This window comes from Tenacibaculum sp. Mcav3-52 (genome assembly GCF_022347665.1).
Classification (GTDB): domain Bacteria; phylum Bacteroidota; class Bacteroidia; order Flavobacteriales; family Flavobacteriaceae; genus Polaribacter; species Polaribacter mesophilus.
Genome location: NZ_JAKRGE010000003.1, coordinates 83,033 through 101,569, shown reverse-complemented (window position 1 = coordinate 101,569; position 18,537 = coordinate 83,033). Strand labels below are relative to the sequence as shown.

Here is an 18,537-nt window from a genome sequence, read left to right as displayed (position 1 = left end):
TTTAAAAGAACAAACAAAGTTTACAATCGTTCATAAAGCTTATTTTGAACGATTTTTTCTTTTTAAGAATAAGAACATAAGACAATAAAAACAAACAGCTTAACGTCTAAAAAAACACGAAATACGTCTATAAAACGTATTCTGTACTTATACTATTTTCAAACAATAGTTTCTCTATATACTTTTGAACCAAAATTCATTTTTAGTAAACTACCTACAAGCGAGTTTACAAATCTCTCATGATAAAAAGCTCTTAATTTTCTAAGCATACTTCGGGATATTAAATCCTTTAAAGGTGTCAATAAAGTAATAGCTACTATATAAATTTTTGAGGATAAAAATCATATTTCTAAAAATCTAAATCTATGTAACATTATTACTTAAATTATTAAACATGAATACAAATTTTAATTTAGTTATTGTAATTCCCTGTTACAATGAAGCCAAACGACTTAAGGTCAATTCTTATACAAATTTCCTACAAAACCACAAGAATGTTCTTATATACTTTGTCAACGACGGTTCTACAGACACTACAAATCAAGTTTTAGAAAAAATCAAAAGTTATACTCCTTCTCAAGTATTTTTAATGAATCAACCTAAAAACTTAGGAAAGGCAGAAGCTATTAGAACTGGTGTTTTACAATGTGTAAATAAATTTCATACTGAAAAGATTGCTTATTTAGATGCTGATTTATCAACCTCATTAGAAGAGTGTGTTCATATTAGTAAAAACATTTCTGAAACAACTTATTTTGCTTTTGGATCTCGTATTGCAAAATTAGACAGCACCATTCAAAGAAAATTATATCGTTTTTTAATTGGTAGAACTATTGCTACCCTTATCTCTAAACAACTCCAATTAAAAGTATACGATACACAGTGCGGTTGCAAAGTCTTTAAACAATCACTAAGCTTTCTTCTTTTCCAAGATAAATTTATTTCTCGTTGGTTATTCGACGTCGAATTATTCCATCGATTAATAACTATTTATGAAAGAAATCAATTAAAGCTTCTTGCTAAAGAAATTCCTTTACAATCTTGGCATGATACTGATAGTTCAAAAATTCCATTAAGCTACTTCTTTAAACTCTGGATTGATTTACGAAACATTGGTAAAACTTATAAAAATAATCGCAAACAACTTGTTATACAACATGAAACAATACTTAAATAAACACATTTTTTTTAGGTATGCCGTTATAGGGTTATTAATTTTAAGAGGATACCTTAACTCTGTACTTCCATTAATGGATAAAACGGAAGCACGCTATGCTGAAATTGCCCGTATTATGGCAGAAACAGGTAATTGGATTACTCCCCAAATAGATTATGGAATCCCTTTTTGGGCAAAACCTCCCCTATCTACATGGTTATCAGCTCTGAGTTTTAATATTTTTGGTGTAAATGAATTTACAGCCAGATTTCCTTATTTACTATTAACTATAGCTATGATTTTTTTAGTAGGTAAATATGCGAAAAGAGTACAACATCCTTTTTTTCTTCCAGGATTTATATTACTCACTACACCAGAATTTTTACTACATGCTGGTGTTGTTTCTACTGATACAGCTTTGGCTTTTTGTATAACTTTAACTATGCTTAGTTTTTGGGAAGCGATGCTAAATAAAGCACAATGGTATTGGAAATACCTTTTATTTATTGGTCTTGGCTTTGGTTTATTAGCTAAAGGACCTATCGTTTTAATTCTTACGATTCCTCCAATTTTTATTTGGATTCTTATTTATAAAAAAACAAGAATCTTTCTACAGAGAGTTCATTTGACAACTGGGGTACTACTTATTTTAGCTATTGCACTACCTTGGTATATATTAGCTGAAATAAATTCTCCTGGTTTTATAAATTACTTTATTATCGGCGAGCACTTTAAACGTTTTTTTGATTCAAGTTGGTCAGGAGATAAATATGGATTTCCAAAATCACAACCTATAGGAGTTATATGGGTTTTCTTATTATTCTTTGCTCTTAAATGGATTCAAATAACATTGTACAAACTATGGAAAAATCGCAAAATACTCTTTCAAAATAAGTGGGTCTGTTTTTTAACTCTTTGGTTATTTTGGACTCCCCTCTTTTTTACTTTTTCTAAAAGTCTTATACATCCTTATATTCTACCTACAATGGTTCCAATAGCTCTTTTAATTACTCATTGGTTTCATACCTTTAAGAAAAAAAAGCTACTTTTAAAATTAGCATTAATTATTCCCATTACATCACTAATCTTAATCATTCCTGCTAGCATTTTAAAATACACAAGGTACTTTGCTCCTACAGATAAATATTTAATAGAAAACAATGTACTAGTAGGCAATAAAACCTTTCATTTTAAAGAAAAAAGCTACTCTAGTCAATTTTATTCAGAAGGAAAAATAAAAAGTATTTCAACCGAAAAATTACTTGAGAAAACAACCTTTAATACCAATTCTTTTAGACTCATAATAAGCAACAAAGAGTTTAAAAAACTATCTCTATCTACACAAAAAAAACTACAACTACTTGATAAAAATCATAAAAAAAGCATTTATGGATACTTTAGGAAAACAAGATAATTCTATTTAACATTCTTTTAACTAACCTCCATTAAACTTTTAGGCAGATTTGTTGTCAAACAAGCTTTATAAATTAACATGATGAAAAAACTTACACTACTTTTTATTTTACTTATTAGTTTTACAGCTGTTGCTCAGCGTACTACAAAAGGTATCGCTTCTAAAATTACTTTAACGGGTAAGGTCTTAGAAACAAACTCTAAGCAACCTTTGGAATATGCAACTTTAGTATTAACAAACACCAACACAAACCAAGTTATTGGAGGTGTTACAGACGTTAACGGAAACTTCTCAATCGATGCTTCATCTGGCACGTACAATATAAAAGTTGAATTTATAGGGTTCAAAACTAAAAGTTTAGGAAATCATGATTTAAGTCAAAATAAAAACTTAGGAAATATATTACTATCCGAAGACGCCGAGACATTAGATGAAATTGAAATAATAGCAGAAAAATCGACAGTAGAAATACGTTTAGATAAAAAAATATACAACGTTGGTAAAGATATGACTGTAAAAGGAGGAAATGCATCTGATGTTTTAGATAACGTCCCTTCTGTTAATGTAGACGCAGAAGGAGCTATTAGTCTACGCGGTAACGAAAATGTTCGTATTTTAATAGACGGTAAACCTTCTGCTTTAGTAGGCTTAACAGGAACAGACGCTCTTAGAAATTTACCCGCAGACGCTATTGAAAAAGTAGAAGTTATCACTTCTCCTTCTGCTCGTTACGACGCTGAAGGTACAGCTGGTATTTTAAATATTATTCTTAGGAAAGGAAAAATCACAGGTTTTAATGGCTCTGTAAACCTAACTTTAGGAAATCCTGATATGGTAAGTATTTCTCCAAATCTTAATTACAGAACAAAAAAGTTTAATCTCTTTTCAAACCTAGCTTATTCCTACAGAAACGGACCAGGTAACTCTAATAGTTTTTTTACAAACTTTGACAAAGATGGTAATGTTACTAGTTATAGAGATGAAGACAGAGTTTTTGATAGAAAGAGTAATAACTATAACGGATCCTTAGGGTTAGAATACTACATTAATGATAAAAGTTCTATTACCGGAACTTTCTTTTATAGAGATTCTAAAGATGATGATGTGGCTACCAACAATACCACTTTTTTTGATAATAATAGAGTTATAACGAAAGAACAGGTAAGAATAGAAAACGAGAAAGAAGAAAATACAGATATACAATACTCTTTAAACTATACAAATAATATTGATGATAAAGGACAAAAACTAATTATAGATTTACAATACGGTGAAAGTGATGAATTTGAGCCTGCCGATATTTTTGTTGACAAGAACCTTTCTGAGCGAAATAGACAAACAACAACCTCTAAAGATCGCCTTTTTCAAATAGATTATGTACTACCTATTGGAGAAAAAAGTCAGTTTGAAGCTGGACACAAAGTCACCTTACAAGATTTAAATTCAGATTTTAGAGTACGTGATGCCCTTGGAGATCCATTACCTAACGATCCTTCAAATGCAATTGAATTCAAACAAAATATTTATGCGTTCTATACTCAGTTTGGAAGTAAAATTGATAAGTTTTCATACCTGTTAGGTTTAAGAGCAGAAGTTACTGATATTGATTTAACAGTGTTTACAACCGACCAGTTTAAAGAAAAGAATTATACAGAGTGGTTTCCAACAGTAAACCTAGGGTATGAAATCAATGATAGTGATAACATTTCATTAGGGTATAGTAGAAGGTTACGTAGACCACGTCATTGGTTTCTAAACCCATTTGAAACCAGAAGTTCTGCAACCAATGTATTTAGAGGAAACCCTGACTTAGATCCCACCTTTACTAACTCTGTAGACTTTGGCTATAACACACGTATAAGTAAGCTAAACTTAGGAGCTTCTTTATATTATCAATACTCTACCGATATTATGCAAGGTGTATCTATTTTAGAACAAAGAGTTATAGAAGGAGAAACAACTAACGTAACAGTTAGACAACCAGTGAACCTTAACAATGAAAGTCGTTATGGATTTGAATTTACAACTAACTATAATCCTACTAAAAAGGTACGATTATCAGCTTCATTTAATTACTTTAAATTTAATACAGATGCTTTTACATACGTATATACCGCTGCTAATGGAGACCAAGTAACAACCCCTTTAGACGAGGTAAATGAAAGTAGCTGGTTTGCACGTTTTAACTCAAGGATTACCTTACCTTGGAAACTACAATGGCAAACACGCTTAATGTATCGTGGAGCACAAGCAACAGCTCAAGATAATAGAAAAGGAATGTTTTCTGCTAACCTTGCCCTGAGTAAAGACTTGTTTAAAGAAAAAGCTTCATTGGTATTAAATGTGAGCGATTTATTTAACACTCGTAAGCGAGAAAGCACTACTTTTCTATATGATGATGAGGGATTACTTAACACTATTAACGACGGTTCTTTCCAATGGCGTGAGCGTCAAATAACATTAAGCTTTACCTATCGCTTTAACCAAAAGAAAAAAAGAGAGCGTCCAGAACGTGAATTTGACGGTGGTGGCGAAGATTTTGGAGGCTAAACTAAATCAAGACGAAAAATAAGAATAGGAAGTTAAAAACACTTCCTATTTTTTTATTATGAATTTTTAACTCTCTATGTTATTTTTAACTAAGTTGGATTTTATAACAACTTAGTTAAAATCGTAAAAACTTTATAAATAAAAAATGCTCGCAAAATTGCGAGCATTTTTTTTATTATATCATATTAAAAGCTTACTTACCCTCTTCAGCAGCTTTTTTAGCTTCTCTTTTCAACTTCATGTTTTCCCAGATAGTTCCACCAATCCAGTAAGGAACTACAAATGTTAATAAGAAAATTAACAACCAAAATCCAGCTGTAAAAATAAACATGAATAATACCAATCCTGAAAATTCTGAAAAATCTAACATTTGTTTCTTATTAATAATTGTTATGCCACAAAATTATAACTATTTTTCTTTTCCTCCAATAAAATCTGATAAAAATCACTATTAAAAACTATTAGAATTTGTAATTTTGAACATCATTAATTTTAAGCATTTTAAATCATTCCAAATGACAAAATATAGAATTGAGAAAGATACAATGGGACAAGTAGAAGTTCCTGCTGATAAATATTGGGGAGCACAAACCGAGCGTTCTCGTAACAATTTTAAAATTGGTCCTGCTGCCTCTATGCCATTAGAAGTTGTATATGGATTTGCATACTTAAAAAAAGCAGCTGCTTTCACTAACGCTGAGTTAGGTGTATTAGCTACTGAAAAACGTGATTTGATTGCACAAGTATGTGATGAAATATTAGCTGGAAAGCACGACGACCAATTCCCATTAGTAATCTGGCAAACAGGTTCTGGTACACAATCTAACATGAATGTAAACGAAGTTATTGCTAACCGTGCTCACGAAATCGCTGGGAATGTAATTGGTGAAGGTGAAAAAACCATCCAACCAAACGACGATGTAAACAAATCGCAATCTTCTAACGATACCTTCCCTACTGGAATGCACATTGCTGCCTACAAAAAAATTGTAGAAGTAACCATTCCTGGTGTTGAACAATTGCGTGATACTTTACAAACAAAAGCTGAAGCTTTTAAAGATGTGGTGAAAATTGGGCGTACACATTTAATGGATGCTACTCCCCTAACCTTAGGTCAAGAGTTTTCTGGATATGTTGCTCAATTAAACTTCGGGTTAAACGCTTTAAAAAACACCTTAGCACATTTAGCACAATTAGCGTTGGGTGGAACAGCGGTAGGAACTGGATTAAATACACCTGCTGGTTACGATGTGTTAGTTGCTAAATACATTGCTGAGTTTACAGGACTACCATTTATAACTGCTGAAAATAAATTTGAAGCTTTAGCTGCTCATGACGCATTAGTTGAAACTCACGGAGCGCTAAAACAATTAGCCGTTTCATTAAACAAAATAGCAAATGATATTCGTTTAATGGCTTCCGGACCTCGTTCAGGAATTGGAGAAATCATTATTCCAGCAAACGAACCAGGATCTTCTATTATGCCAGGAAAAGTAAACCCAACTCAGGCAGAAGCTATGACTATGGTTTGTGCACAAGTAATGGGTAACGATGTTGCGGTAACTGTTGGTGGTACTCAAGGTCACTACGAATTAAACGTTTTTAAACCTATGATGGCAGCTAACGTATTACAATCGGCTCAATTAATTGGGGATGCTTGTGTATCGTTTGATGTAAACTGTGCTGCTGGTATTGAACCAAACCAAACAAGAATCACTGAGTTATTAAATAACTCATTAATGTTAGTTACGGCATTAAATACTAAAATTGGATATTACAAAGCTGCTGAGATTGCAAATACAGCGCACGCAAACGGAACCACTTTAAAAGAAGAAGCAGTACGTCTAGGGTACGTAACTCCAGAGCAGTATGACGAATGGGTAAAACCAGAAGATATGACAGGTAGCTTAAAATCATAAAAGCTTTACTTACCATAGATATAAAAAAACCACAACAAAATGTTGTGGTTTTTTTATTGCATATTGTATTGTCTCATTCTAAAATAATGTTACCCTAAAAGAAAAGACTAAGCATCTTGCATAGTATCGCAAATAACAATTTCTCTTAACAACACAGATTGTGGTAACTCATATGCAAACTTTATAGTCTTAGCAACATCTTTAGCAGTAATATTAACAGCTCCTACACTCTCTTTCCACTCATTATATCCTTTAATTATTGTATCATCCGTAGTATGCTCGAGCAATTCTGTTTTAACCGCACCAGGTTCAATTGTTATTACTCGCACGTTAAAGGGAGATAACTCTAATCTCGCTGTTTGTGTTAACCCACGAACACCAAACTTACTAGCACAATATGCTGCATGATTTTCAAAAGCTTGATAGCCTGCCATAGATGACAAATTTATTATAGTTCCACCTTTACGAGCCTTCATACTTGGTATTACCGTTTGCATACCATGCATCATTCCCATTACATTAACATCTAACATTTTTTGCCATTCATTGGCATTTTGTGTTTCAATGGATCCTAATAACATAACCCCTGCATTATTTATCAATAAATCAGTTTCTCCATAAACAGCTTCAGCCGCTCTTATTGCTTTTTCTAATCCCGTTTTATCAGTTACATCAACTTTTTTACACAAGGTATTAGGTAAGTTTAAAGCCTCCATCTTTTCTACCCTTCTTGCTAATAATAAAAGAGGGTATCCGTCTTCTGCAAACATTTTAGCCATTTCTAATCCAAAACCAGAACTAGCTCCAGTAATAACTACTAATTTTTTATCTTCCATAAATCATTCCTTTGTTATAATTATTTTTTATACTAATTTTAATTCAACTTTACTACTAGCTAACTATTTTATTAGCTTTTACAAAGGTACATTTCAAAAAAACTACTCAAAATACTATTTTTGTATCTTAATCATAATTTATAATTATAATGGAAGAGCGTTTATTAAAGTTTTTTATTGCTGTATATGAAGAAAAAAACCTTACACGTGCGGCCAATAAATGTTTTGTTTCTCAACCTAATATTTCTAACGGAATAAAATTATTTGAGAGTAAAATGAATTGTACTTTATTTAAAAGACATCAACGAGGTGTTGAGCCTACAAACAAAGCACACTACCTATACCCCATAGCTAAAAGAATTTTAAATGAATTAAATGATTTACCTAACATATTTACAAAAAGTGCGTTTAAAAATGAGGTTAAAATTGGTATTGCAGATAGTTTACCACAAGAATACAAACTACAATTTATAAAAAAGGTTAACGAATTAAATAGTAATGTATTTTGGACAGTAAATCATTGTAATGAAAATAATGAGATTAATTTATTAGTTAAAGAATGGAAGAAAGAAGAAGATTTGTTTTTACCACTATGGCAAGAAGATTATTTATTATGTATTCCTAATGGACATAAATTATTAGCTAAAAACGAAATTGATTTGGTAGCAGATTTAAAAGATGAAAACTTCATTCATTGTCCTCCTTGTGAAGCTCATAAACAATGTATTTCTATCCTAAATTTTGCTAATAAAACTATTAATACTGTAGGCAATTGTAGTACAAAAACTGAAACTTTAACTTTATTAATGGCGGGTTTAGGTTTAACTTTTTTACCTGAGTATTTTATTGATGGTTGGTATGGCTTTGAAACTAGACCGTATAAAGGCCCACGTTATTATAGAGAAGTAGGTTTAGCTTACTCTAGGCACAGCTTACAAAACCCTGCTATAGCAAAAACCATTAATTATTTTTCAAAAAACAAACTTAAGGCAAATAAATTTAACAATTTCGGGTATTATTTTAAACCGTGATTCTTTTTCTCTCAAACCATTACTCTATAAGTTTTATTTATAAACTAACAATTTTCTACATTATAAAGTAAAAGCATACATAGAATACTTTACTTTTTAAATGATGCTTTAGTTTTTAATTTTGAGCGATGATTAACTAAGTATTAGCGAACAAAATAAGCTTAAAAAATAGAAAACCACAACAAAATGTTATGGTTTTCTATTTAACGAACTTTTAAAATAAATTATATCTCTTGATATGTATAGGTTTTAGCTATTTCCTTTATTCTTTCATTAGTAACAATTCCTTTTTGAACCTCATAATCTTCAGCAATTTTTCTTGGTATACAAATTACTCCGTTAGATAATTTTACGGTGTACCCAAAATGTTCATTTATAAAATGCTCTTTATACGAACCAATATTCTTATCTATTAAACTTGCTTGTTGGGTAATACCTATTACCCCTTTACTGTTCTTCTCTGTCTTTATCATAATTATTTATTTTAGATTTTTAGTAGTTACTTTTTTTATTTTCAAACACATAAACCACTATAATACACTTTTATACCTATGCGTTATGTACTCTTAGCTCAATTAAAAAAATAAAAAGAATGTAGTAAGGATTATTTTTGCTTTTTCAAAGGTTGAAGATACGAATAACAAATAGTACTACAAAAGATATACGTTAATTCTATAGAGAATTTCTACTATTTATATCTATAAAAAGTATTCAACTACTATTGTCACTAACATCAGTGAGTTTTACGAGTATCCTCTCAAATCTAAATATCAACAACTAATACTCGAAAACCTAACGCTTAAGAGTTTCTTAAAACCAACTCTAACTTATATTCCTTATTTTTAAAGGTATATAATGTCAAACTAAAACTAACCAAAAAATGACAAACCCCTCACAAAATCAATCTTCATCATGCTGGAACTGCGATGGAGACATTACCCAAGTTACACAACGTTTAAAAGAAATGTTTGTAGAAATAGGGCAAAAAACCCGTATTGAAAACGGACAACAACCTGCCGAGAGAGCTGTATTTAGAAAACAACACGGTATCGCTTACGGTCGTTTTGTGGTAAACAAAGACATCGAAGAACAATTCAAAATCGGAATTTTTGCTGGTGATACTTACGAATGTGCTGTTCGCTTTTCAAGTGATACTGGACCAACTTCTCCCGATTTACATTCTACCTTAGGAGTCGGTTTAAAACTCTTTGGTGTGGAAGGTCCTAAACTATTAGGAGATGGTACCAATGCCGATTTTATCTTTCAAAACATCGACCGTTTTTTTGCACGTGATGCACAACAAATGTGTAGTTTTACCACTGCTGGTGTTATTGACCGCGATTATGATTCATACATAGCAAAGCACCCTGAATTAGCTAGTATTTTAAAAGCAATGACCAAAGAAGAAGCTAGTGTACTAAGTGCTAGCTATTGGGCAATTCTTCCTTTTAAATTAGGTGATTCACAAATTGTAAAATATCGTTTAGTTCCTGAAGACACTTATAAAGGAACTCCTTTTAACGATAACAATTACTTAGGTATCGATTTACAACAACGTTTGTTAGCCAAAGAAACTACTTTCCGTTTCGAAATACAATTACGTACTAACGATGCTACCATGCCATTAGATGATGCACAGGTAGTTTGGAGCACAGAAGAAAGTCCGTATATCTGCATTGCTAAATTACACTTACCTCAACAAGATGTAGCTAGTATTGGACAAGCCGAATTTGGAAGCAATTTAGCCTTTAATATTTGGAGAACCTTACCTCAACACGAACCTTTAGGATCTATTGCGCAAGCAAGAAAAGTAGTATATGCGGCAAGTGCCGAAGCACGTCATCAAGCCAACGGACAGCAATTACAAGAACCTAAAGAAATCAATCCACAGTTTGAAAGTAACACCGATGAAAATAGTGACTGTATCGTAAAAGCAGGTATCTACCCTCCTATTGGCGTGATGCGTGTAGGAAATAGTGAAAACGAATACTTTATTGGTCCATTGGTTGACAATCCTGAACCACAAACCGATCCGTATGCGTATCGAGATAAAACAGGAGCCTTAAAAAGACAAGCAGCACAATTTAGAATCTACGGATTCAATGCTGCAGGAAAAGCAGTAAAGGAATTAACTGCTGAAAATGCAAAAATCACCTGGCATAGTCATTTAGCCAATCAGAAATCGTCTTGGTATCAATTTAACATTGCCTTAGACATTCCTGAAGCTGCTGATATGCCTCCTTCTATGTTACGTAATATTGATGTAAAAGACCGTAACTCTTTATTAATTGATGGTGGCGCAAAATCTATTACTGGAACCAATGTTAACGAAGGCCCTTTCTTTGAAGGTGAATTTCTTTCAAAAAAAGTATACTTAGGTGAAATGCGTACCGATGAAAAAGGACGTTTAGTGATGTTAGGTGGACACGGAAAATCGGAAAATATCAACGGAGATATTGCCATTACTTTTGCCAATAACGAAGGTTGGTACGATGACATTTCTGATGGTCCTGTTACTGCGGAAGTTGAATACGAAGGAACAAAATTAAAAGTAGATCCTGCCTGGGTTATTTGTGCTCCACCAGATTATGCTCCGATGCAAAAATCGGTACGTACGATGTGGGATTTAATGCGCGACGTTGCTGTAAAATCTAAAATGTTGGTACGTCCTGTAAGACCTTCGTTTACCAAGGATATTTTACCAATCTTCCAGCGTATGACCGATTTACAATGGGTAAATGCTGGTTTTGCAGGAGCTTTTGGTTTTGGAGGTCAGTTTGATTACACCACAAACGAATGGATTAAACGATTAGGAAATCCGTCGCCTGCCTATATGGAAATGCGAAGAACGATTTCTAACAACTTCCGTCGTTTTGATGTGTCGGGAGCTGAAGCTCCACAGTTATGGCCTTGGTTGTATGGTGATGCAATCAGTATTCCTTCTACGGGTTCAGTTCGACAACATGCTACCTTATCAGACTTACAATTAGAATTTTTAGACCAATGGGTACAAGGTGATTTTGATGCTGATTATGTTGATATGACTGGATGTCCGCACGTACCTAAACCACCTACGATAGACGAGCTTCCTGTTTCAGAACAACCAGATATGTTAACTAAAGCAGCTATGGAGTTTTGTTTAGCTGATGCTTTTCATCCTGGTTGTGAAATGACGTGGCCTATGCGTTCGTCTGGAATGTATATGGCTCCTTTTAGAATTAAACATGCACCTAAAACGCCACCTGTTAATACCACGTATTATGGTCCGATGATGAATAACGATATATTACCATTGGCAAAAGGGCCTATTTTAGGCGGACAAGTAGCTGGGGGAATTACGCGTTGGATGGCAATTCCTTGGCAAACAGATACGGCAAGTTGTAGAGACGGATATACAAGTGAATACGACCCATATTTACCTACATTTTGGCCTGCTAGGGTACCTAACAATGTTTTGAATGAAGAACGTTATAAAGAAACAATGGATTCGAATTTATCTGAAGAAACCCGTATTCAAGCCTTTAATTTCCGTTCCGATTGGCTAGATAATCTTCCCTTAGATGGTCAAGCACCAACCTATACGAATCAAATTAATTGCATGATTAAGTATTTTGATAAATTAGCCGTGGTTCAAAAGCGTCCAGGAGTTCAGCATGATCCTAATTTCCCTGAAGAAATGCAGGTGGGGATTACTCCTACTCCTGAACAAGAGGCAACATTATTAAAAGCTACCATAAAAGAATTACAAAGTGTTTTAACTGCTAAACATGCGTTAAAGAAAGGACTTCAAAATACAATAGATACAGCCGTAGAAAAACTATCACACGATAATTTATTAAACGAGCAATTTGTATTGGAAGATGCTCAGCGTAGTTTATTAAGCTTAACGGAAGATGAACTAGAAAAAGACTTTAAAGCAACACCAAATGTTATTAAAACCATACATTTAATTGCTTCTAAGTTACATCATATGAAACAGTCTGATTCGCATCAAGAAGCAGCTCCTAAAAGAGTTGAAGTTGGTATTCCTGAGAAGATGACACGTTTTTCAAGATATATTCCTAAATAATATACGAATTGAAAGAATATAATAGTACTACTGACATACTAATTATAGGTGGTGGCATTGCAGGTTGCATTGCCGCCATTTCTTTAGTTAATCATTATAATGTTACATTGCTAGATAAACTAGTTGAACCTGTTGATAGAATTGGAGAATCACTAGCACCTGCTGCACAACGAATTTTAAAAGAGTTAGATTTATTAGAAAATGAATCGGAAGCCATAAAACAAACCATATTTCGTAATAATTTAGGAATGCAATCCTATTGGGGAAATAGTCAACTTCAAATTGTTGACCATATGAGGAACCCCGATGGATTCTCTAGAAGTTTAGACAGAAAGAACTTTGAAGTATATCTAAGAAATGTTGCTGCTAAAAGAGGAGTTAATTGTATTTGGGGAACACGACTTTCTAATAGCTCTTATGAAAATAATTATTGGAAAATAACCACAAAGTCTGATGATTTAAAAAACAGAACCACACATACTATTCATGCAAAATTCGTAATTGACGCCACTGGTAGACAATCACATTTCACCAAAAGCTTAGGTATTCAACGTACATCGTATGATAAGTTAATATCTTGCTGGATGAGCTTACCTAATACTCAAGAAAATACCATGAGTACCATTGTTGCTAATGAATTAGGTTGGTGGTATAGTGCTGTAGTTCCCGATAATAAAAGGGTCATCGCTTTTCAAACGGATCCTGATTTAGTGGATAGAAACACTTTTAAGCATGTAAATACATTTTTATCCTTTGCCAAAGAACACAAACTCATTCAGCCTTTAATTGAAGGTAACGAAACTACTGTTAACTTTCATGGTACGGTAAGTGCTAACTCTACTCGTTTAGAACAAGTAACAGGTAAACAATGGGGTGCTTTGGGTGATGCAGCTATGAGTTTTGATCCGCTTTCTTCTCAGGGGATGTTCAACGCTATGGCAAATGCAATGCAGCTTCAAAAACTACTTATTAAGTATGATTTTATTAAGGATTTGGACTCCACCAAGGAGGGAAAATTCAATATATTGTATGAAAATCAACTACAACAAGTTTGGAATCATTATCTAAAGCATAAAAACTTTTTCTACAGTACTGAGACTAGATGGAAAGAAGCTCCTTTTTGGAAAAGACGAGGTATTAGCTGATAGTTTTACGGACAGATTACTTCGACATATCTTCCTCTTAATGAGGATAAAAAGAAACAAAAATAAAGACTTACAATAAAAGAATAAGAGTAACTCTTTTGAGTGAGATTCCTCACTATCGTTCGGAATGACTGTTCTTTTAGGTAAAACATACCAACAACTAACAAAAATAAAACCTCCTCAGTAACTAAATAGACTGGAGAGGTTTTTTGTAAAGTCAATCTTAAAAACGTTACTTTAAGCTGTTTTTCATAAAGTCTTCTACTTCTTGCTTCGCTTTAATAGCTTCAACTTCATTAAATGTTTTTCCTTGTCCTCTTAATAAGTAAGCGTTAAACACATGACTTATATACAATGGTGATTTATTATCTGAAAAACCAACTGTATTATGACAACTAAAACAGTTTGCTAAATTGTCTGCTTCAATATCTTTTAAACTACTTTTAAAAGTTTGTGTGTAGGTTTCCATAGTAACATTAGCACAGTTTACCGACCCTCTTGCTAACGAAGTAGATTTTGGTGTTGCCTTTCCTATATTTTTTCCTAAACTATTTATTTTCGCTGTTTGCTGTTCAGGAGTCATTCCATCAGTATCAATCCATAGAGAACCATTATAAAAATAGTTTTTCCATACATCGGTTAAGTTTTCTTTTACACAAGTATTAAGATTTTCTATATTATCAAAGTTCATAGGTTCTTCTTGACTTGTCTTCATAAAGTTTCCTACACTATCTCTTGGAACTCCATACTTAAATAAATCGTATGCTTTGTATGGTAATTTCACACTATCATTACTCCATGTAATTCCATCAATTCCAGTAGTGCTAATTTTTTCAAAAAGTAATTTATCAGTAGCAGAAATTGCTTTGTTTTCTTTCCAATTGTAGTTTGGTGCTAAATCGTCGTGTTCAAACGTAGCCCAAATAAATTCTGGATGATTCTCTACAATACCTACAACATGCATTCCTAATAAAGCTACCTCAGTATTCGTATATGTTTCTCCATCTCTACTTAAAGCCGCCACTGTAGTATAATAATTACCTATCTCTTCTTCAGCAATTGCAGTTACTGGTGTCCATGATACTTTTAACTCTAAAGAACCTACCGGAAAAGATGCTTGGTTATTTCCACTTAAAGTTCCGCTAATTATAGAGTCTCTATACTTTCTTGAAGATTCTTTCATCGTAGGGCTTACGTGAATTGAGTAAAATACTGTTTCTGAAACCCCTTCTTTGTTATACGCAGGGTTTGTTTTTAACGTTCCCCCCGATCCTGCCTGAGCAGTATCTACTAAAACCAAAGCAGCTCCTTCTTTTTGCTTTACATCTTGCATATGAGCCGTTACTTGATGCATTTCTTTTGGGTTTAAAAATAGAGGTATTTTTACCTTTAATTTTATTGGTGTAGGTTCACCTCGTGTTATAATAGGCAATAACACAACTTCTTCAGTTGGTTTTGTAAGCCATAAAAACTTTTGCCAAGACCATTGGTGAAAAATTGCATTGGTTGTGCTCGATACATCAAACGGACTTCCTTTTCCTTCTGCAGGAGGTGGAGTTTGTGTATGAGGAAACCAATTACTTTCACATAAACTATCTTTGGCTGTTTGGTTATAAGCCATTTTGGCTATTGGTTCTAAAACATCATTTTCTTTTTTCTTCTTTTTACAAGAATTCAAAAACACAACACCCATTACAAGCATTGCATTTAAAATAAGTTTGGCTGTTAATTTCATTGTTTAATTTTTTAATAATAATTACAAATTAGGTAGTTTTATTCTTGTTTGTTAAAAAGATGCCATAAACTATTAAATTACAGTTATAAAGAGCTTTTTTTTGATACCAAGTGTAAGTAATATTTATACCTTATACTTAAAAAAATATTTTATTTATTAAATTGAGCCAAAGAAAAGACTTAGTTTTGTAATCCTTTTTTTTAAAAAAATTAAACAATGAATACACACGAAGAATATATGAGTGAAGCTGTAAAAGCAGCTTTAAAAGGAATGCAGAACAATGAAGGAGGTCCTTTTGGGTGCATTGTAGTAAAAGATGGAGAAATTATAGGCCGTGGAAACAATAAAGTTACCTCTACCAATGACCCAACAGCTCACGCAGAAGTAACTGCTATTCGTGATGCTTGTAAAAATATAGGTTCTTTTCAGTTAGATGGTTGCGTGGTGTATACCTCTTGTGAACCTTGCCCTATGTGCTTAGGTGCTATTTACTGGGCTCGTCCTGATAAAGTTTTTTACGGTAGTAATCAACAAGATGCTGCTAACATTGGTTTTGATGATGAGTTTATTTATAAAGAAATTCCGTTACCATACGAAAAGAGAAGTATTCCGTTTGAGCAAATAGGACGCGATATTGCTTTAGAACCTTTTCAGAAATGGTCTGAGAAAGAAGATAAGATTGAATATTAGAATAAAATCCCTTTGTAAAAGCTACAAAGGGATTTTTTTAGTATCTTAATATACTTCTACTTCTTTGGCGTATAGTTTATTTTTGATAATTTCACACCAGTATTAAACTCAACTAAAAAAAGCTATGCAATTAACACAAGAAGAAATTAAGGAATTAGAAAAACAATTAAGTTGTCCTGAAGGAAAATTAGGCGTTGAAGTTGGAAAAAACATGAACGAGACTAATATTAACATGACTTTAAATACTATTGATTCTTTAGAGTTAGAAGACAATAACTCAGTTTTAGAGCTTGGTCATGGCAATTGCGGACATTTACAAAAGTTATTAGCCACAGCTAACAATATAAATTACTTTGGGTTAGAGATTTCTAAGACAATGCACAAAGAGGCTAAAGCTATTAATACAGCTACACAAGCTGAATTTTCTTTATATGACGGAGAAACAATTCCGTTTAAAAACAATTCTTTTAATCGTGTTATGAGTGTAAATACAGTTTACTTTTGGTCTAATCCCCAAAAACTAATAACTGAAATTGAACGCGTTTTAAAACCCAGTGGTATTTGTATTTTAACCTATGCTAATAAAGAGTTTATGAAAAGCTTACCTTTTGTGGGTGATAAGTTTCAGCTTTTTGGTACAAAAGAAATGGAAACACTTGTTAGTGCTTCTTACTTAAAAATTGACGAGCTTATCCATAAAATTGAACAAGTTACAAGCAAAACAGGTGATTCTGTAGAACGAACCTATACCTTAACCAAATTAAAGAAAGAATAACACTATTACATACTAAGTAAAGTAATGGATATTTATTATCTATAAATAAATAGTTTGAATTCAAACCATTTATTTATAGATTTGCATTATGCAAAAATTTACAACAGGAAAACTTATAGGTAAAACATCACGTTTATTAAATAAAAGCCTTACAAATTCTTTATCTGAAGAAGACTTATTTATTACATCTGAACAATGGATTATACTACAAATTTTAAGTACAGATTCAAAAAATCAAAAAGAATTGTGTGACATTACTTTAAAAAATAAATCTAGTATTAATAGCCTTATTAAAGGTTTATTAAAATTAAAATTAATTACAAAAACTACTTCTTTAGAAGATAAAAGAAACTCTATAATTTCTATATCAAATGAAGGAATCAATATAAAAGAAATATCTAACAATATAGCTTCAAGTATTTTAGATAAAGCTCTAAATGACTTTACTGAGGAAGAAATAAATGAATTAAACAATTACTTATTAAGAATAATAAAAAACCTAATTTAAAATATGAATATTTTACTTATCGTTGCACATCCTAAAAAAGAGAGCTTCTCTTTTGCTATGGCTGAAAGAATATTAAAGCAAGCTTATGAAAAAAAACATAATATTGATATAATTGATTTATATAGGGATAAGAATCAACAACCTTTTTTTTCATTTAATAATGCCAACAATGTTCCTATTACTAAGGAAATGAAATATTATCAAGATAAAATTAAAAATTCTGATCGACTTATTTTTATTTTTCCTTATTGGTGGGGAGGTATGCCTTCAATTCTTAAAAACTTTATTGAATGGAATTTATCTAAAGGATTTGCTTTTAAATATGTAAACTCAAAACCTGTTGGATTACTATCTAATAAAGAAGTAAGTGTTTATACTACAACCGGTGCTCCTTCTTTTATTTATAAAATTACTGGCGCAAATAGTAGGATTAAAAAAACTTTTAAACAACAAATTATTAATTTTTGTGGTATGAAACTTATTTCTTTTAATATTTATGGTGGACTTGATAAAAGTAATATTAATACTGAAAAGATTCTTGAAAAAATTGTTTTATAACTACTTTGAAAAAAATTGTTTTTTGTATGAAATCAAAGAATTAAATGTATATTTAATCCACCTCCAAAATGCTGTTTACATTTATCTAAACAGCATTCATTTTTTTATAGTCTCTTTATATCTCACAACACCTAACAAACATTTTTCTACA

15 protein-coding genes are annotated in these 18,537 nt (G+C 32.1%); 11 read left to right on the top strand and 4 right to left on the bottom strand.

Features of this window, described 5'->3' with window-relative positions; translation table 11 throughout:
* The first annotated feature begins 394 nt into the window (after positions 1-394).
* From MHM83_RS09620 to MHM83_RS09610, 3 genes are all read left to right on the top strand, one after another.
* Positions 395-1,177 (top strand): glycosyltransferase, encoded by a 783-nt coding sequence (locus MHM83_RS09620; protein WP_159616002.1) that lies wholly within the window; start codon positions 395-397, stop codon positions 1,175-1,177.
* Positions 1,158-2,570 carry an ArnT family glycosyltransferase gene (locus MHM83_RS09615; protein WP_239179478.1) on the top strand — a complete coding sequence of 471 codons (1,413 nt, stop codon included), beginning with the start codon at positions 1,158-1,160 and terminating at the stop codon, positions 2,568-2,570. The genes MHM83_RS09620 and MHM83_RS09615 overlap by 20 nt, the downstream gene beginning before the upstream one ends.
* Before the next feature lie 78 nt (positions 2,571-2,648).
* The gene (locus MHM83_RS09610; protein ID WP_239179476.1) at positions 2,649-5,120 is read left to right on the top strand and encodes a TonB-dependent receptor domain-containing protein; all 2,472 of its coding nucleotides are present in this window, start codon (positions 2,649-2,651) and stop codon (positions 5,118-5,120) included.
* Between the two features lie 193 nt (positions 5,121-5,313).
* Here MHM83_RS09610 and MHM83_RS09605 read toward each other — a convergent pair whose 3' ends face one another.
* Positions 5,314-5,490, bottom strand: a complete 177-nt coding sequence (locus MHM83_RS09605; protein WP_164505156.1) for a hypothetical protein — start codon at positions 5,488-5,490, stop codon at positions 5,314-5,316.
* Between the two features lie 145 nt (positions 5,491-5,635).
* On the opposite strand from MHM83_RS09605, the gene fumC reads away from it, so the two are divergent.
* On the top strand, positions 5,636-7,039 hold the full coding sequence (gene fumC, locus MHM83_RS09600; protein ID WP_047789033.1) for a class II fumarate hydratase: 1,404 nt from the start codon (positions 5,636-5,638) through the stop codon (positions 7,037-7,039).
* Between the two features lie 107 nt (positions 7,040-7,146).
* Here fumC and MHM83_RS09595 read toward each other — a convergent pair whose 3' ends face one another.
* Positions 7,147-7,875, bottom strand: coding sequence for an SDR family oxidoreductase (locus MHM83_RS09595; protein ID WP_159616016.1), 729 nt, complete (start codon positions 7,873-7,875; stop codon positions 7,147-7,149).
* Between the two features lie 149 nt (positions 7,876-8,024).
* On the opposite strand from MHM83_RS09595, the gene MHM83_RS09590 reads away from it, so the two are divergent.
* Positions 8,025-8,906 (top strand): LysR family transcriptional regulator, encoded by an 882-nt coding sequence (locus MHM83_RS09590; RefSeq protein ID WP_239179473.1) that lies wholly within the window; start codon positions 8,025-8,027, stop codon positions 8,904-8,906.
* Between the two features lie 224 nt (positions 8,907-9,130).
* Here MHM83_RS09590 and MHM83_RS09585 read toward each other — a convergent pair whose 3' ends face one another.
* Complete coding sequence (locus tag MHM83_RS09585; RefSeq protein ID WP_159616018.1) at positions 9,131-9,379, bottom strand: hypothetical protein; 249 nt, start codon at positions 9,377-9,379, stop codon at positions 9,131-9,133.
* 407 nt (positions 9,380-9,786) lie between these two features.
* Here MHM83_RS09585 and MHM83_RS09580 point away from each other — a divergent pair, with 407 nt between their 5' ends.
* Entirely contained in the window at positions 9,787-12,975 is a 3,189-nt protein-coding gene (locus MHM83_RS09580; protein WP_239179471.1) for a LodA/GoxA family CTQ-dependent oxidase, read from the top strand.
* Positions 12,976-12,983: 8 nt separating this feature from the next.
* Positions 12,984-14,120 (top strand): NAD(P)/FAD-dependent oxidoreductase, encoded by a 1,137-nt coding sequence (locus MHM83_RS09575; protein ID WP_239179469.1) that lies wholly within the window; start codon positions 12,984-12,986, stop codon positions 14,118-14,120.
* A gap of 232 nt (positions 14,121-14,352) precedes the next feature.
* Here the strand turns inward: MHM83_RS09575 and MHM83_RS09570 are convergent, their stop codons facing one another.
* A complete protein-coding gene (locus MHM83_RS09570; protein WP_239179467.1) occupies positions 14,353-15,855 on the bottom strand; it encodes a hypothetical protein in 1,503 nt (500 codons plus the stop codon).
* Between the two features lie 216 nt (positions 15,856-16,071).
* On the opposite strand from MHM83_RS09570, the gene MHM83_RS09565 reads away from it, so the two are divergent.
* The 4 genes from MHM83_RS09565 to MHM83_RS09550 all read left to right on the top strand — a co-directional run bounded on the left by MHM83_RS09565 (position 16,072) and on the right by MHM83_RS09550 (position 18,386).
* The gene (locus MHM83_RS09565; protein WP_159616026.1) at positions 16,072-16,545 is read left to right on the top strand and encodes a nucleoside deaminase; all 474 of its coding nucleotides are present in this window, start codon (positions 16,072-16,074) and stop codon (positions 16,543-16,545) included.
* A gap of 124 nt (positions 16,546-16,669) precedes the next feature.
* The gene (locus tag MHM83_RS09560) at positions 16,670-17,320 is read left to right on the top strand and encodes a class I SAM-dependent methyltransferase (protein ID WP_239179465.1); all 651 of its coding nucleotides are present in this window, start codon (positions 16,670-16,672) and stop codon (positions 17,318-17,320) included.
* 88 nt (positions 17,321-17,408) lie between these two features.
* Complete coding sequence (locus tag MHM83_RS09555; protein WP_239179463.1) at positions 17,409-17,828, top strand: MarR family winged helix-turn-helix transcriptional regulator; 420 nt, start codon at positions 17,409-17,411, stop codon at positions 17,826-17,828.
* A gap of 3 nt (positions 17,829-17,831) precedes the next feature.
* A complete protein-coding gene (locus MHM83_RS09550) occupies positions 17,832-18,386 on the top strand; it encodes an NAD(P)H-dependent oxidoreductase (RefSeq protein WP_239179461.1) in 555 nt (184 codons plus the stop codon).
* Positions 18,387-18,537 lie beyond the last annotated feature (151 nt).

Coding starts and splice junctions, on each gene's coding strand:
- MHM83_RS09555 (WP_239179463.1), top strand. CDS start 17,409: ATGCAAAAATTTACAACAGGAAAACTTATAGGTAAAACATCACGTTTA.
- MHM83_RS09580 (WP_239179471.1), top strand. CDS start 9,787: ATGACAAACCCCTCACAAAATCAATCTTCATCATGCTGGAACTGCGAT.
- MHM83_RS09610 (WP_239179476.1), top strand. CDS start 2,649: ATGATGAAAAAACTTACACTACTTTTTATTTTACTTATTAGTTTTACA.
- MHM83_RS09565 (WP_159616026.1), top strand. CDS start 16,072: ATGAATACACACGAAGAATATATGAGTGAAGCTGTAAAAGCAGCTTTA.
- fumC (WP_047789033.1), top strand. CDS start 5,636: ATGACAAAATATAGAATTGAGAAAGATACAATGGGACAAGTAGAAGTT.
- MHM83_RS09605 (WP_164505156.1), bottom strand. CDS start 5,490: ATGTTAGATTTTTCAGAATTTTCAGGATTGGTATTATTCATGTTTATT.
- MHM83_RS09550 (WP_239179461.1), top strand. CDS start 17,832: ATGAATATTTTACTTATCGTTGCACATCCTAAAAAAGAGAGCTTCTCT.
- MHM83_RS09595 (WP_159616016.1), bottom strand. CDS start 7,875: ATGGAAGATAAAAAATTAGTAGTTATTACTGGAGCTAGTTCTGGTTTT.
- MHM83_RS09615 (WP_239179478.1), top strand. CDS start 1,158: ATGAAACAATACTTAAATAAACACATTTTTTTTAGGTATGCCGTTATA.
- MHM83_RS09590 (WP_239179473.1), top strand. CDS start 8,025: ATGGAAGAGCGTTTATTAAAGTTTTTTATTGCTGTATATGAAGAAAAA.
- MHM83_RS09560 (WP_239179465.1), top strand. CDS start 16,670: ATGCAATTAACACAAGAAGAAATTAAGGAATTAGAAAAACAATTAAGT.
- MHM83_RS09570 (WP_239179467.1), bottom strand. CDS start 15,855: ATGAAATTAACAGCCAAACTTATTTTAAATGCAATGCTTGTAATGGGT.
- MHM83_RS09620 (WP_159616002.1), top strand. CDS start 395: ATGAATACAAATTTTAATTTAGTTATTGTAATTCCCTGTTACAATGAA.
- MHM83_RS09585 (WP_159616018.1), bottom strand. CDS start 9,379: ATGATAAAGACAGAGAAGAACAGTAAAGGGGTAATAGGTATTACCCAA.